Source organism: Paenibacillus sp. L3-i20 (assembly GCF_022180385.2).
Lineage (GTDB): Bacteria > Bacillota > Bacilli > Paenibacillales > Paenibacillaceae > Pristimantibacillus.
The window spans coordinates 1,633,678-1,648,721 of sequence record NZ_BQME02000001.1; the positions used below are offsets into that span (position 1 = coordinate 1,633,678).

At 41.4% G+C, this 15,044-nt stretch carries 13 protein-coding genes and 1 rRNA gene (1 of these 14 running past the window's edge); 5 read left to right on the forward strand and 9 right to left on the reverse strand.

The window, feature by feature from the left end:
• From MFF31_RS07795 to dnaA, 9 genes are all read right to left on the reverse strand, one after another.
• A 16S ribosomal RNA gene (locus tag MFF31_RS07795) occupies positions 1-34 on the reverse strand; it reaches 1,521 nt to the left of the window's first position.
• A 370-nt stretch (positions 35-404) separates the two neighbouring features.
• The gene (locus tag MFF31_RS07800; protein ID WP_238187475.1) at positions 405-1,478 is read right to left on the reverse strand and encodes an HD-GYP domain-containing protein; all 1,074 of its coding nucleotides are present in this window, start codon (positions 1,476-1,478) and stop codon (positions 405-407) included.
• Between the two features lie 56 nt (positions 1,479-1,534).
• On the reverse strand, positions 1,535-4,018 hold the full coding sequence (gyrA, locus tag MFF31_RS07805) for a DNA gyrase subunit A (RefSeq protein WP_238187476.1): 2,484 nt from the start codon (positions 4,016-4,018) through the stop codon (positions 1,535-1,537).
• Positions 4,019-4,431: 413 nt separating this feature from the next.
• The gene (gene gyrB, locus MFF31_RS07810; RefSeq protein ID WP_238187477.1) at positions 4,432-6,342 is read right to left on the reverse strand and encodes a DNA topoisomerase (ATP-hydrolyzing) subunit B; all 1,911 of its coding nucleotides are present in this window, start codon (positions 6,340-6,342) and stop codon (positions 4,432-4,434) included.
• A 37-nt stretch (positions 6,343-6,379) separates the two neighbouring features.
• Complete coding sequence (gene remB / locus MFF31_RS07815) at positions 6,380-6,631, reverse strand: extracellular matrix regulator RemB (RefSeq protein ID WP_197936637.1); 252 nt, start codon at positions 6,629-6,631, stop codon at positions 6,380-6,382.
• Positions 6,632-6,660: 29 nt separating this feature from the next.
• The gene (recF, locus tag MFF31_RS07820; protein WP_238187478.1) at positions 6,661-7,770 is read right to left on the reverse strand and encodes a DNA replication/repair protein RecF; all 1,110 of its coding nucleotides are present in this window, start codon (positions 7,768-7,770) and stop codon (positions 6,661-6,663) included.
• Positions 7,771-7,797: 27 nt separating this feature from the next.
• Complete coding sequence (gene yaaA, locus MFF31_RS07825; protein WP_238187479.1) at positions 7,798-8,013, reverse strand: S4 domain-containing protein YaaA; 216 nt, start codon at positions 8,011-8,013, stop codon at positions 7,798-7,800.
• 33 nt (positions 8,014-8,046) lie between these two features.
• On the reverse strand, positions 8,047-9,189 hold the full coding sequence (gene dnaN / locus MFF31_RS07830) for a DNA polymerase III subunit beta (protein ID WP_238187480.1): 1,143 nt from the start codon (positions 9,187-9,189) through the stop codon (positions 8,047-8,049).
• 159 nt (positions 9,190-9,348) lie between these two features.
• Positions 9,349-10,701, reverse strand: a complete 1,353-nt coding sequence (dnaA, locus tag MFF31_RS07835; RefSeq protein WP_238187481.1) for a chromosomal replication initiator protein DnaA — start codon at positions 10,699-10,701, stop codon at positions 9,349-9,351.
• 567 nt (positions 10,702-11,268) lie between these two features.
• On the opposite strand from dnaA, the gene rpmH reads away from it, so the two are divergent.
• The 5 genes from rpmH to mnmE all read left to right on the forward strand — a co-directional run bounded on the left by rpmH (position 11,269) and on the right by mnmE (position 15,044).
• Complete coding sequence (gene rpmH, locus MFF31_RS07840; RefSeq protein ID WP_197936641.1) at positions 11,269-11,403, forward strand: 50S ribosomal protein L34; 135 nt, start codon at positions 11,269-11,271, stop codon at positions 11,401-11,403.
• A 99-nt stretch (positions 11,404-11,502) separates the two neighbouring features.
• Entirely contained in the window at positions 11,503-11,847 is a 345-nt protein-coding gene (gene rnpA, locus MFF31_RS07845) for a ribonuclease P protein component (protein ID WP_238187482.1), read from the forward strand.
• Positions 11,848-12,073: 226 nt separating this feature from the next.
• The gene (locus MFF31_RS07850) at positions 12,074-12,853 is read left to right on the forward strand and encodes a YidC/Oxa1 family membrane protein insertase (RefSeq protein WP_238187483.1); all 780 of its coding nucleotides are present in this window, start codon (positions 12,074-12,076) and stop codon (positions 12,851-12,853) included.
• Positions 12,850-13,470 carry an RNA-binding cell elongation regulator Jag/EloR gene (gene jag, locus MFF31_RS07855; RefSeq protein WP_238187484.1) on the forward strand — a complete coding sequence of 207 codons (621 nt, stop codon included), beginning with the start codon at positions 12,850-12,852 and terminating at the stop codon, positions 13,468-13,470. The genes MFF31_RS07850 and jag overlap by 4 nt, the downstream gene beginning before the upstream one ends.
• 194 nt (positions 13,471-13,664) lie before the next feature.
• Positions 13,665-15,044, forward strand: coding sequence for a tRNA uridine-5-carboxymethylaminomethyl(34) synthesis GTPase MnmE (gene mnmE / locus MFF31_RS07860; RefSeq protein ID WP_238187485.1), 1,380 nt, complete (start codon positions 13,665-13,667; stop codon positions 15,042-15,044).

The window sequence follows — 15,044 nt, forward strand, 5'->3', positions numbered from 1 at the left end:
GTTCGTCCTGAGCCAGGATCAAACTCTCCAAATTGGTGTTTGACTTGCTCATTACTTTATATTGCTTTTTCATTACATCCGTTAGGATGAATGAGGCAGTTTCGCTCGTTGTTCAGTTTTCAAAGAACAATCTTTTCTTTCGTGTTTCTTGCGTGTCGGCCGTTTGTTTCAGCGGCGACTTAGATAATATATCATGGATGCCTAGAGGAATGCAAGTACTTTTTTCATTTTCTTTTAAAAAACTTTTAAATACTTTAAAAACACTGCTTTTTCCTTGATTTATAAGGGTTTTACTGTTCTAAAATCAATGAATTTGTTTTCTTTCTTCTATATAAAGAAACGCACCTACTTCAATTCTCATAATTATTGCTCCATGAGATTGAAATAGATGCGATTCTAATGTCTTACTTTATTACCTCTATGATGTGAAGCTGTCTATTTACAGTTAGATTCTCAATTACGCCATCAATGGATACCCATGGTCTAGTTGGTTGTGAACGATCCGAAAAGATAATCTCGCCGATACGTTCATCACTTAAACGAACAACTGTCCCGTTATGGAACTGAGTAACCTTCTCTATAAAGATTCTCACATACGCTGGATCGAGCTTCCCAAAAGCATCGGTCTGTATCTGCTCAAGAACAAGATATGGTGAAGCAGCTTTCCGATAAGCTTTGTTTAGCGTCATAGCATGGAAAATGTCTGCTATACTGACGATTTTGGCATATGGATGTATCTTCGTTGAGTCAATACCTAATGGATACCCTGTTCCATCAACCTTTTCATGGTGCTGTAATGCAGCAAGCTTAGCGCCTTCTGTCAGAGCAGCAACACCCTTAAGCAATTGATAGCCATGTACAGTGTGACGCTTCATTTCTTCCTTCTCTTCAGCAGTAAGAGTGTTCGGCTTGGCTAGTATTGCACGATCGATACGCACATTTCCGATATCCTTCAGCAAACCTGCAAGTGCAACCTGCATCCAATCCTTCTGTGATAACCCAACCCATTGTGCAAGTAAATATGAAGTGAGTGAAGACGTTACACTATTATGTAGAAGGTAATCCTTCTCTTGAAAAATTCTTGGTGCAAATGTCAGTACCTTGTAGCTATCAATATGCTTTAATAGCTTCTCCAGTTGCACCCGAATATCCATTATCGGCAAACCTTGTCCTGTAACGTAAGAATTAAATATGAACCGCAGCACCTCTATCATCGCTTCGTACTCCCGATGAAGAGGTGATAACGGAACTGCTATGCTCAATCCTTGTGTTGCTTCTTCTGGTCGATCTTCACCTAGTTTCATTTCGCTTACGCTATTCTCTACACTTACGCTTGGCACAAGAAAAGCTTGCAAAATTTCTAATTCCCTAGGTGTAATGATCTTGCCTTTCTGAAACAATACGCTCCCAAGCGGGGTGAGGACATCTTCTCCGATTTTGTCTCCTAGCTTTAAATGAGCTAACAATACTGTGCCCACGGAAGTCCTCTCCCCTTATGCCTGATAATCATTCTAAATGAGCTTACCTAATCTATCTATTCTGTAACAGTCGGATTGTCATCTTGCTCTTCTTCATCGGTTAATGCTTCATTCTCTTCGCTGCGAGCGACACGAGTAACGGTTGCTACTGTATCGTCTTCCCGAGTATGAATCAATCTTACCCCTTGTGTATTTCTTCCCATAGAAGAAATACCCTCCATGCTCGTGCGGATAAGTGTTCCCAGAGCTGTCATTATCATGAGATCTTCGTCATTCTCTACAACTTTAAGAGATACTATTGGACCATTCTTATCCGTTACATTAAGTGTCTTAATACCTTTACCACCACGGTTTTGGATTCGATACTCACCTATTGGTGTACGTTTTCCGTAACCTTTTGATGTAACGATAAGCACTTCCTTCTCTGGTACAACAACGTCCATATCAATAACGGTATCCTCTTGATCAAGGCCTATACCCTTCACACCAGTTGCCGAACGTCCCATAGAACGGACATCCTGCTCTGAGAATCGGATAGACATACCTTGAGCGGTACCCATAATAATTTCTTGGTTACCATCAGTCAACTTCACACCGATTAGGTCATCATCTTCACGTAAAGAGATGGCGATTAGACCAACCTTACGAATATTTACGTAGTCATCCAGTGGTGTCTTCTTCACAACACCTTGTCTTGTAGCAAAGAACAAGTAGTGTTCAGAATCAAAGGCTTGAACAGGGATAACCGCATTAATCGTTTCACCTTGCTCAATCTGTATTAAATTGATAATTGGTGTTCCGCGAGCTGTACGGCTCAAGTCAGGAATTTCATAAGCTTTAAGTTTGTATACTTTACCTTTGTTCGTGAAGAACAACAGGAAGTGATGTGTATTTGATACAAAGAGATGTTCGACGAAATCATGCTCTTTCGTATCCATACCGATTACCCCTCTGCCACCGCGCTTCTGACTGCGATATGTAGTAACTGGCAATCGTTTAATATAGCCGGAGTTCGTAATTGAGATAATGACATCTTCACGAGGGATAAGATCCTCATCAAGAATTTCTTCGTCACTTGCCGTAATTTCAGTACGGCGCTCGTCTCCGAATCTCTCCTTGATTTCGTTAAGCTCAGTGCTAATAATTTCTAGCACAAGCTGCTCGTCAGCAAGTATTGCTTTATATTCAGCAATTTTGCGCATAAGTTCTGCATATTCTGCCTCTATTTTATCGCGCTCTAGTCCAGTAAGACGTTGAAGTCGCATATCTAGTATCGCTTGAGCTTGTTCATGACTAAGTGAGAATCTTGTAATTAACCCTTCACGTGCCTCATCAGCATTTAGTGATGCACGGATCAGTTTAATGACTTCATCCAAATTATCTAGTGCAATACGCAAGCCTTCAAGTATATGTGCACGAGCCTCAGCTTTTCTCAGATCAAATTCCGTACGACGACGGATAACGACGATCTGATGCTGCAAGTAGTGATAGAGCATTTCACGCAAGTTTAGCGTCTTTGGCTCTCCATTTACTAATGCAAGCATATTAATGCCAAAGTTAGACTGCAGTTGTGTTTGTTTGTAAAGATTATTCAATACAACACTTGGATTCACATCTCTGCGAAGCTCAATAACGACGCGCATACCATTACGGTCTGATTCATCACGAAGATCCGTAATACCTTCAATCTTCTTCTCACGAACAAGCTCGGCAATTTTCTCAACTAACCGCGCTTTTATAACCTGATACGGTAATTCGTGAATAAGTATGCGAGCCTTGCCATTATTTTCTTCAATTGTTGCTCTAGCACGCATCGTTACTGATCCGCGCCCTGTCAAATAAGCCTGGCGTATGCCTTGACGTCCCATAACAAATGCCGCTGTTGGAAAATCAGGACCCTTCACAAATTCCATAAGTTCAAGCGGGGTAATATCCGGATTACGAATCATCGCTTGTGCTCCATCAATAACTTCATTCAAGTTATGTGGTGGGATATTCGTTGCCATTCCGACAGCGATACCTGTCACACCATTAACAAGCAAGTTCGGGAACCGTGCTGGCAAAACAACCGGCTCATGCTCTTCACCGTCATAGTTAGGTATAAAATCAATTGTCTCTTTATTTATATCGCGAAGAAGCTCCATTGCCATCTTGGACAAACGTGCTTCCGTATAACGCATGGCTGCTGCCATATCACCGTCAATAGATCCAAAGTTTCCGTGACCATCGACCAGCATATAACGCATGGAGAAATCCTGCGCCATCCTAACCATAGATTCATAAACAGCTGAATCACCATGTGGATGGTACTTGCCGATGACTTCGCCTACGATTCTCGCCGACTTCTTATGGGGCTTGTCTGGTGACATGCCCAGCTCAGACATTGCAAATAAAATACGGCGATGTACCGGCTTAAGTCCGTCTCTTACATCTGGCAAAGCGCGACTTACGATGATGCTCATCGCATAATCCATAAAGGAATCTCGCATCTCCGTACCAATATCGCGGTCTGTCACTGACATTCGTTGTTCTTCCGCCATGCTTTACCTCCCTGACGTCATCTATCTGTAGTCCTTCATAACTAATCCCATTATATTACTTTCTCAAATGGAGCACATATAAACCTTGGTATTCATAAGTTACTATTTGGTTCTGATGTGTTCTTAGAACAGCTGACAAAAATTAGGTCAACATACACTCTCTGCACATGAAAAAAAGTCGTAAATTAATCAGAACCAACTTTTATTATACCATTCATTCCATAGTCTGTCTTGTACCTAGCCTTTGACTGAAAAGAAAAACTTGCCGAGTTATCTCGTATGCAAAATTCAATAATTGGTATGTATTCGATCATTCTCTTTGTAAAAAGAAAATATGTTATATCTCCTTGATCCTACACCCGTAGATAGAAAAAGGAGCAACGATCCATAAAGGATGGCTGCTCCTAATTGTTCTATACATCGAGGTTTGTTACATATCTCGCATATTTTTGAATGAAATCACGTCTTGGCTCAACATTGTCGCCCATCAATGTATCAAAAATTGTGTCTGCTTCAATAGCATCCTCGATCGTAACTTGAAGCATGGAACGGCTCTCAGGATCCATCGTTGTTTCCCAAAGCTGGATAGCATCCATTTCTCCTAGTCCTTTGTAACGCTGAATATTCACTTTAACACCTTCACCGAATTCTGCCAGAACGACATCTCTTTCCTTCTCCGTAAGGGCGTAACGAACAACTTTACCACGTTCGATTTTGAATAGTGGTGGTTGTGCAATGTAAATATAACCTGCCTCAATTATCTCCTTCATGTAACGATAGAAGAATGTTAGCAGCAGCGTACGAATATGAGCCCCATCGACATCGGCATCCGTCATAATAATGATCTTATGATAACGTGCTTTTGCGATATCAAAGTCATCGCTAATACCTGTACCAAGCGCAGTTATAATCGCACGAATCTCTGCATTACCGAGAATCCGATCTAGGCGAGCCTTCTCAACGTTCAATATTTTACCACGCAGTGGAAGAATCGCTTGGAAGTGACGATCACGACCTTGCTTCGCTGAACCACCAGCGGAGTCACCTTCGACGATGTACAGTTCGCTTATTGCTGCATCCTTGGATGAACAGTCAGCAAGCTTACCAGGTAATGAACCAACCTCAAGTGCACTTTTACGTCTAGTCAGTTCACGAGCTTTACGTGCTGCTTCACGTGCACGAGCAGCTTGCAAGCCTTTCTCTACAATACGACGGGATACAGAAGGATTTTCTTCAAGAAATTCTTGCAACTTCTCTGCAAAAAATGATTCCACTATTCCTCGTACTTCACTGTTTCCAAGCTTTGTTTTTGTTTGTCCTTCAAATTGCGGCTCTGGTATTTTTACCGAGATGATTGCTGTTAAACCTTCACGAACATCATCACCGGAGAAGTTAGAGTCATTATCTTTAAGAAGATTGTTTTTTCGTGCGTAATCATTAATAATCCGAGTCAATGCACTCTTAAAGCCGGACTCATGCGTTCCGCCCTCATGCGTATTAATATTATTCGCAAAGGAATATATATTTTCTGCATAGCTATCGTTATATTGGAGCGCTACCTCAACATGAATATGATCTTTAGCGCCTTCTACGTAAATTGGATTTTCATGTAAAGCTACACGATTACGATTCAAATAGTTGACGAATTCAATGATTCCGCCCTCATATTTGAACGAATTACTAACACCAGTACGCTCATCCGTTAGGACGATTTCGATCCCTTTGTTTAGAAATGCAAGTTCACGAATACGGGATTGCAGAATATCATAATCATATTCTGTCGTTTCGGTGAAAATTTCACGGTCAGGCAAGAACGTTACTTGCGTTCCTGTTTCTTCTGCTTCACCGATCGCCTTGATGTCATATTGTGGAGCACCTCTACGATATTCTTGCTGATAAAGGGTTCCATTACGTTTTACCTGAACGATGACATGCTCAGACAATGCGTTAACGACAGATACACCGACGCCATGAAGACCACCGGATACTTTGTAACCCTCACCGCCGAATTTACCGCCTGCGTGCAGGACAGTCATAACGACTTCAAGCGTCGATTTCTGCAGCTTTTCATTCATCCCAATTGGAATGCCTCGACCGTTATCAATAACGGTTATGCTATTGTTCTCGTGAACAATGACATCGATCTTGTTACAGTAACCCGCAAGAGCTTCGTCAATACTATTATCGACAACTTCCCATACGAGATGATGAAGACCCTTGGCACTAGTGGAACCAATATACATCCCCGGACGTTTGCGTACCGCCTCTAGTCCTTCTAGAACCTGTATCTGACTCTCGTCATACGTATGCTGTTCCAAAGACATGCAAACTCACTGCTCCTCTCAACTGCTTTCCTGTTCGTTATCCATTCGCTGCAAAGTGATGAGCCCTTTTCTTCAGCGTTGAGGATGATATAGGGGAATAATAGATTTTTTTCTTCGTAACGACGATCGACTTCGGATCTTCCTCGCCAATCGTCTCTACGTCCTTGCGCTTGCGTGCACCAGCAACGAATTGCTTGGATAGCTTGGAGGATTGTTCGATGGAAATATCGAATATGGCTACCAATTCAACAGCTCTAATGATTTTTTCGCCGCCCAAATGTATATACATCTCTCCGCCTCACTTCTTCTCAATCGCGCTTAACTCGTCACTTTACCTTCTTGCACATAATAGATACCGGCATCATGGAGTTTGCTTGTGTTGACGCTCTCCAGGCCGGTTGTTGTTATAAAAGTTTGTACTTTGTTTTGAAAGGTTTCTATCAGCTGCGTTTGTCGATTTTGGTCAAGCTCGGACAATACGTCATCAAGCAACAGAAGGGGATATTCGCCTATCTCTTCGTTGATGAGCTCAATTTCTGCCAGCTTAAGGGATAATGCGGTTGTTCGCTGCTGTCCTTGAGATCCGAATACCTGTGCTTCCTTATCGTTGATAAAGAAAGCCAAGTCATCGCGATGTGGACCTACTAGCGTAACCCCTCTCCGAATCTCCTGATCTTTCACTTGTGTTAACTTTATCATAAATTGATTAAATAAAACAGATTCATCTTGCAGTGCATCCGCATCAAAGGACGGACGATACGATATCGTCAGCTTCTCAGCCCCGTTCGTAATGCCAGCATGAATCTGTTCTGCATAGGTTTGTAGTTTATTAATAAAGTGTTTCCTTTTTTTCATAATTTTAACACCAAGCTCTGCAAGCTGTATATTCCATACTTCCAACATAGAATTGTTAATGCTTCCTGGGGAAGCACTCTTCAAGTAATTGTTCCGCTGCTGCAGTACTTTTCCGTATTGCTGAAGTGTATATAAATAACTGGGCTGAACTTGGCCGATTTCCATATCAAGAAATCTTCGACGTATACCCGGCGTTCCTTTTACAATTTCCAGATCCTCGGGAGCGAACATAACGACATTAACCGAGCCAATGAAGTTGCTTAGCTTCCGCTGTTCCAAGCCATTGATCTTAGCTTTTTTTCCTTGTGTGGAAAATTGAAGATCCAAACGAACGGAGCCATACTTTTTGTCCACTTCTCCAGAAACTCTAGCCGATTCGCCATTCCATCCAATAAGCTCTTTATCTTTAGATGTCCGATGTGACTTCGATAAAGCGAGAGTAAATATAGCTTCCAGAAGATTTGTTTTCCCCTGTGCGTTAGGTCCGAGAAAGACGTTAACTTTGTTCGTTGTAGACAATTCAAGGTTGCTATAGTTGCGGTAATTTTGTAATTCAATGCTCTTTAAGAACACGACTTAACCTCCCGGTTCCTATACGCATTATGTTCTTGTTACAACAAAAATGCCACAGCCCTCTACTTCTACTTTATCCCCAGGGTATAACTTTTTGCCCCTACGGTTATCGAGTTCACCATTTATGTGGATAACATTTTCTTGGAGAAAAAATTTCGCTTGTCCACCTGTGGATATACAATCCGACAATTTTAAAAACTTTCCCAACTCGATGTATTCCGTTGAAATTGCTATTTCTTTCATCTCATCGACTTCCTCTCTTTGCCTCTTTGAACGTTAAACCGTTGTGCGGTATGGCAAGATGACATACATACTGAAATCGTGATCCATTGGTCTGATGATAATAGGGCGCATTGGTCCCGTAAATCCGAAGAACAACTGCTCACTGTCAATTACTTTTAGAACATCGAGCATATATTTGGAATTGAAGGCGATACGCAGCGGATCACCTTTCATTTCTTTTGCTTCTAGTTGCTCTGTTACTCTTCCTAGTTCTGTTGAGCTGGATGATATTTCGATTTGACCGTCTTCCATTGTCGCTAAACGAACGATATTCGTTTTTTCCTCACGAGACATTAAATAAGCCCGATCGATTGCATCCATTACTTTTTTTGTATCAAGTACAAGTTCTGTTTCAAAAACGTTCGGAATTATTTTCGAAGTATCCGGGTACGTGCCATCAAGAATACGTGTGTAGAATAACACATTATCCATCTTGAATAACACCTGATTATCTGCAACAACGATATCAATGAGTGTATTTTGATCTGGAATTAGTCTGGAGAGCTCGTTAAGTGTCTTTGCAGAAATAACGATATTGCTGAAATTATAGTTGCTGTCTACGTCGACCTTTGTTGTTCTGCTGGCAAGACGATGACGGTCTGTTGCAATAAATTTCAATTCACTTTCATGCAATCTCCAAAGTACACCTGTCAAAATAGGAGTCTGCTCGCTTGTTGATGCCGCTAGAACCGTTTGTCTAATCATTGATCTAATAAGATCACCGGGGATTTGTAATATATCATCTTGTTCTATAGACGGCAGTATTGGGAATTCCTCAGGATCTAGCCCCACCATTTGAATCTCCGTTGAACCTGAACGAATGATGGTTTGGTATTGCGCTCCAACCTCTATGCTAACTTCTTCTGATGGCAATTTTTTAACGATCTCTACAAAAAACTTAGCAGGCAGCACAACACTTCCTGGTTTTTCGACTTGAGCATTTATTATATCTTCTTGTTCTACAGTGATAAAGCTTTGAATAGATATATCTGTATCACTTGCAGTCAGTGTTACGAATTGATGGTTGACGTCAATTTTGATGCCTCCAAGGATCGGGATGGCTGGACGAGTGGAGGCAGCTTTGGCCACTTGTTGAATTGCATCGTTGAGCTTATTTTTGGATATCGTTAACTTCATTTTCGTCACCCGTTTCTGCAGTATTTTGATGATATGATTTTAAAGATTTTTTAGTAGTAGTAGTAGTAGGGGCACTGAATATGTGGATAACCCCGAAAAAGACGGATAAAGCAAGCCTATCCACATGTGCATAGCTTGTGCATAGGCTTGCTTAGTTGTTCACATATTATTTTTGATTTTTTCGGTTAAATTTTGAAGTATTTTGAACAGCTCTTGGTCGACCTTTAGCTGCTGCGTAATTTTCTCATGGGCATGGATAACAGTTGTATGATCTCTGCCTCCAAATGCCTCTCCGATCTTCGGCAATGAGTAGTCGGTCAGCTCTCTGGATAGATACATAGCAATTTGTCTAGGATAAGCTACCGCTTTTGTCCGTTTTCTTGCTTTGAACTCCTCCATACGAAGACCATAGAACTCTCCTACCTTAGCTTGGATATCTCCCATTGTAATCATTCGCGGTCTGCCAGAAGGAATAATATCCTTCAGCGCTTCAGCCGCCAAATGCGAGGTTATATCAGCATTAATTAGCGAAGAATATGCTACCACCCTAATAAGAGCACCCTCTAACTCACGGATGTTCGTATTAATTTGGCTTGCGATGTAGTTCATCGCTTCATTCGGTATGTCCAGATTTTCTGAACGAGCTTTTTTGCGCAAAATTGCGATTCTTGTTTCCAAGTCTGGCGGCTGAATATCGGTAATTAGACCCCATTCAAACCGTGAACGCAATCGATCTTCAAGCGTTGGAATTTCTTTTGGCGGGCGGTCACTTGAGATTACGATATGTTTCCGTTCCTCATGCAACGCATTGAAAGTGTGGAAAAACTCCTCTTGAGTTTGTTCCTTCCCAGCCAAAAACTGAATATCGTCGATAAGGAGGACGTCAATATTACGGTATTTCGTCCGAAAGCTCTCACCTTGATTGTCTCGAATGGCATTAATAAATTCGTTCGTAAACTTTTCGGAAGAGATATATAGAACCTTGGTATTCGGATTATGGTCCATAATATAGTGGCCGATTGCATGCATTAAGTGGGTTTTTCCAAGTCCAACCCCCCCATATAAGAACAAGGGATTATAAACTTTGGCTGGTGCTTCAGCTACTGCTAGTGAAGCGGCGTGTGCAAACCTGTTATTTGCGCCAACGACAAATGTGTCGAAAGTATACTTCGGATTAAGCATATGCGAATGTGTTTCTTCTACTGCAACATTCGATTTAGTCGGTTTTTGATGAACAAATACACTTTGCTCATTGTTTTTTGGTTCACCAATAGAAAATTTCACATCAACCTGTCTGCCTAAAAATTCATATAAGGTCGTTCTAATTAGCTTGGTATAGCGACCTTCCAGCCATTCTGCAGCAAATGTTGTTGGCGCGGTTACTTCAAGCACTGAATCATCGACAAAAGAAGCTTTTGTTTCTTTAAACCAGGTGTCATAACTTGGTTTGCTTAGTTTTGTCTGGATGATTGACAATACTTGTTGCCATAAATCATAAGTATGGCTGTCCACAGACTGTCACTCCTTATCTTAAATCGCCGGATGGCGCGGTTACGCAGAATTATGTCGAAAACGTATCGTATACAAACGAAATATCCACATTCTGACGGATAATTAAGTTACGAGTTATAAATAGGGGATAAGTTTGTTCACAATGTTATCCACAGCCTGTTAATAAGATTGTGGGCATAGTGCAGTAGTCCACAACGAAAACATAATAATCATAGCAAATGATGCCTTATATTTCAACGAATTTGCGGATATTATCCACATCGTCAATAACTTGTGTATAAAAGTTATCTACAACACTACATATTGTTTATATCCTGTTGAGATTTCGACAAAGTTCGTTTTAACCCCTTATTTTTTATCCACATGTTATTACTTTTTGACAAAGGGAATAGATCCATTCATTTATCCACATGCTGAATATATGAGTGATAATCTGTAATCGAGATCAGGGATGCGGGACATTGACTTTCGGTCGTTATCGTGTTTTAATAGAAAAAGCGATTTTTGCGAAGAAACGGCTAGTGCCGTTATATCATGGTTCACACGTAATATAGGAGGTGCAGCTTAATGAGACCTACATTTAAACCGAATGTAAGCAAACGTGCAAAAGTTCACGGATTCCGTAAACGCATGAGCTCAGCGAACGGCCGTAAAGTTTTGGCGGCTCGTCGTCAAAAAGGAAGAAAAGTACTAAGCGCGTAAGCAGAAGACCACGTCTGGTGGTCTTTTTTTTGTTCAGATTTAGAGACCCAATTTATTGGAGATACTTATATAATGTAGAGGGAACGGTGGGGAACAGTCGTGCGTAGAAAATTACGTCTTCGAAACCGTGAGGATTTCAGCCGTATTTATAGAGGCGGAAAGTCGTTCGCGAATGGGCAGTTCGTCGTGTATTGGTCGAAACAGAGGATTGCTGATCCTTTCCGTCTTGGTGTGTCCACCAGCAAAAAAATCGGCAACGCTGTCATGCGTAATCGCATGAGACGAATGGTGAAGGAAATTGTGCGCCATCAAGAGCAGCGTATCGTCCCAAATACGGATCTCATTTTAATTGTAAGAAAGCCAGCTACAACTTTGGCTCTCAAAGAGATGGAAAAGAGCATTATCCATGTGTTGAAAAAGGCGGGTTTGATTAAACAAAGGTAGCGAAGCAGTAACTATGTCTCTGAGGGGGAAGCAACTTTCGTTTGCGCTAAAAATATAAGAATGATAATTCTATTTTCCTTATCGGATTCTTCTATTTATACGTAAAACAAAAGTTGATCCTACGAAGGTCGGTCGGGGCCGTTTACGCTTGTTTATTTGTGCAATAAATTATGGTATAGTCAATCTTGGAATAGAACTATGCAGAAGCTCTCAGAGAGGAGATTTAATGTTGTTTCGTTATACTAAACAAAAATGGCTTTTAGTGCTCGGCTTAGTCTTATTGATGGGGCTATTGGCAGGTTGTGTGCCTGCGGACCATACAATGGACACTCCTGATTTATTGAAGGGCAACTTCTGGGAGAAATACGTTGTTTATTATTTCGCGATCACGCTTGATACGTTCGCCGGTTGGTTCGGCGGCTCATATGTGCTTGCAATCCTCATGCTTACAATTATCGTGAGGACATTAATTCTTCCGCTTACGCTTAAGCAATATCGCAGCTCCAAGGCGATGCAAGCTTTGCAGCCTCAAATGGCGGAAATTAAAAAGAAGTATAAAGATAACCCGCAAAAACAACAAGAAGAAACGATGAAGCTATTCCAGACTCATCAGGTTAACCCGATGGCTGGTTGCTTACCTTTGCTCGTTCAAATGCCTATCTTTATCGCACTTTACAATGCGATTTATTGGAATCAGGACATTCGTTTGGACAAGATCTTTGGTTTTGTGCTTGGTGAGCCAAGCCCATGGTACTTCTTGCCGGTACTTGCGGCGTTAACTACATTTATTCAATCGAAGATGATGCAGAAGCAACAGACACAAACGATGCCTGGTATGTCGATTATTTTGACAATTTTCCCGGTTCTGATTTTCGTTATGTCGATGTCCTTCCCAGCAGCACTTCCTTTGTACTGGGTATTTAGTAATATCTATACCATCGTTCAAAACTATTTCCTGTACGTTCGTTCATCAGACAAGGGTAAGAAGGAGGTCCTTGCAAAATGAAGAAAATCGTTGCATCGGGTAAGACGATAGACGATGCTGTACGGAATGGATTGACACAATGGCAAGTAACGGAAGATCGCGTAAAGATTGTTGTGCTAGAGCAGCCATCTAGAGGGTTGTTCGGGCTGATTGGTGTAAAAGAGGCTAAGGTCGAGCTTGAGCTTATACCGGATCCTCTTTTGGAAGCTGAGCAGTTTCTTCGTGAAGTAGCAAGAACAATGGGACTTCAAGTGAGCATCGATCGTAAGCAAACGAGAGACGGTATTCAATTGTCCGTATCAGGCGGGGGAGACCTCGGCATGCTGATCGGTCGCCGCGGAGGAACGCTTGACGCACTACAGTACTTGGTTAATATTGTGGCAAATCGTTATTCAGACAGTCATCTTAGAATCGTCCTTGATGCAGAGGATTTTCGTGAGCGTCGTCGTAAGACTTTAGAGGAACTCTCTGATCGTCTGGCTGGACGAGTTATTCGTACAAGAAAAGAAGTTGTTCTTGAGCCGATGACGCCGCATGAACGCAAGGTCATTCATTCGCAGTTACAAAATCACCCTAAGGTGAGAACTTTCAGTAAAGGTGACGAGCCTAATCGCAGAGTTGTCATTGCTTTAAAGTGAATGTGATGAAATCCTTCTATACCGTTATATAGGCAATACGCAGCAATGGCTTCCCATGGTCATTGCTGTTTTTCCATTTGGAATAGAAGTTATTATGCAAATGTTGTTCTTTTGTCTCTTTTTTTACCTAGAAATTCAAGCTTTTCTGCTATAAGTTAGCGGCAGTTCTTTACACGTGAGAGGTGTGATTCATCATGATGCATGATACAATAGCGGCTATTTCCACAGCGGTTGGAGAAGGTGGAATTGCCATTATTCGAATAAGCGGTCCGCAGGCAATTAGCGGTATCGACGCAATTTTTCACTCGAAAATAAGTCTAAATGAGGCCGATACACATACGGTTCATTATGGTCATATTATAGATCCTTCTACCAAGGAAAAGGTGGAGGAAGTATTAATTACATTAATGAGAGGACCTCGTTCGTTTACAGCGGAGGATGTTGTTGAAATTAATGCGCATGGCGGTGTTATAGCTGTAAAGAAGGTTCTTGATATTGTTTTGCAACAGGATGATATTCGTACGGCGGAGCCAGGTGAATTTACGAAACGTGCCTTCTTGAATGGTCGAATTGACCTTATGCAAGCCGAAGCAGTTATTGACCTCATTCGTTCTAAGTCAGATCGTGCGTTTTCGATTGCGAAGAAGCAGTCAGATGGCATTTTGTCCAAAAGAATTAAAGCTCTCCGTCAGACCGTAATCGAGTTGCTTGCACATATTGAAGTAAACATTGATTATCCAGAACATGATGTTGAAGCAATGACTAGCACTTACATTCGTGAGCAATGCCAGTTGGCAATTGATGAAATTGATAAGCTGCTAAAAACGGCGAATGAAGGAAAAATATTGAGAGAGGGTATTATGACGGCTATCGTTGGCCGCCCTAATGTCGGAAAGTCCTCTCTTATGAATGTGCTTACGCAAGAAAATAAAGCAATTGTTACAGATATTCCTGGTACAACAAGAGATGTTATTGAACAGTTTGTTACGCTTAATGGTATTCCCCTTCGTTTGTTAGATACGGCAGGTATTAGGGAAACCAATGATGTGGTAGAGAAAATTGGTGTGGAACGATCACGAGATGCGTTGGAAGAAGCAGACTTGATTCTTTTCGTGCTAAACTATAATGAGGTATTAGAAGCTGATGACCGATTATTGTTGGAACAGCTGAAGAATCGTTCGGTTATTGTTATTGTTAACAAGATGGATTTACCAGGTCAACTTGATCTGGATGAAGTGAAGACATATGTACCTGATGAAGCTATTGTACAAATGTCCGTGTTGCAAGAAAGTGGACTGGATTCGCTTGAAGCAACGATTAGCGAGATGTTTTTTGATGGACAACTTGAGGCTAACGATTTGACATATGTCAGCAATGTACGACATATTTCGCTTCTGAAACGGGCTAAACAATCGATGTTAGACGCAATAGATGCAACTTATGTAGGAATACCGATTGATGTTATACAAATAGATGCACGGCTTGCATGGGAGTCGCTTGGAGAAATTTTAGGTGATGAAGCAGGGGATTCTTTGATTGATCAAATATTTTCACAGTTCTGTCTTGGAAAGTAG

Excerpts from the sequence above, each read along its gene's own strand:
- gyrA (WP_238187476.1), bottom strand. The coding sequence starts at position 4,018 with ATGGCGGAAGAACAACGAATGTCAGTGACAGACCGCGATATTGGTACG.
- gyrB (WP_238187477.1), bottom strand. The coding sequence starts at position 6,342 with ATGTCTTTGGAACAGCATACGTATGACGAGAGTCAGATACAGGTTCTA.
- remB (WP_197936637.1), bottom strand. The coding sequence starts at position 6,631 with ATGTATATACATTTGGGCGGCGAAAAAATCATTAGAGCTGTTGAATTG.
- yaaA (WP_238187479.1), bottom strand. The coding sequence starts at position 8,013 with ATGAAAGAAATAGCAATTTCAACGGAATACATCGAGTTGGGAAAGTTT.
- dnaN (WP_238187480.1), bottom strand. The coding sequence starts at position 9,189 with ATGAAGTTAACGATATCCAAAAATAAGCTCAACGATGCAATTCAACAA.
- rpmH (WP_197936641.1), top strand. The coding sequence starts at position 11,269 with ATGAGACCTACATTTAAACCGAATGTAAGCAAACGTGCAAAAGTTCAC.
- MFF31_RS07850 (WP_238187483.1), top strand. The coding sequence starts at position 12,074 with ATGTTGTTTCGTTATACTAAACAAAAATGGCTTTTAGTGCTCGGCTTA.
- jag (WP_238187484.1), top strand. The coding sequence starts at position 12,850 with ATGAAGAAAATCGTTGCATCGGGTAAGACGATAGACGATGCTGTACGG.
- mnmE (WP_238187485.1), top strand. The coding sequence starts at position 13,665 with ATGATGCATGATACAATAGCGGCTATTTCCACAGCGGTTGGAGAAGGT.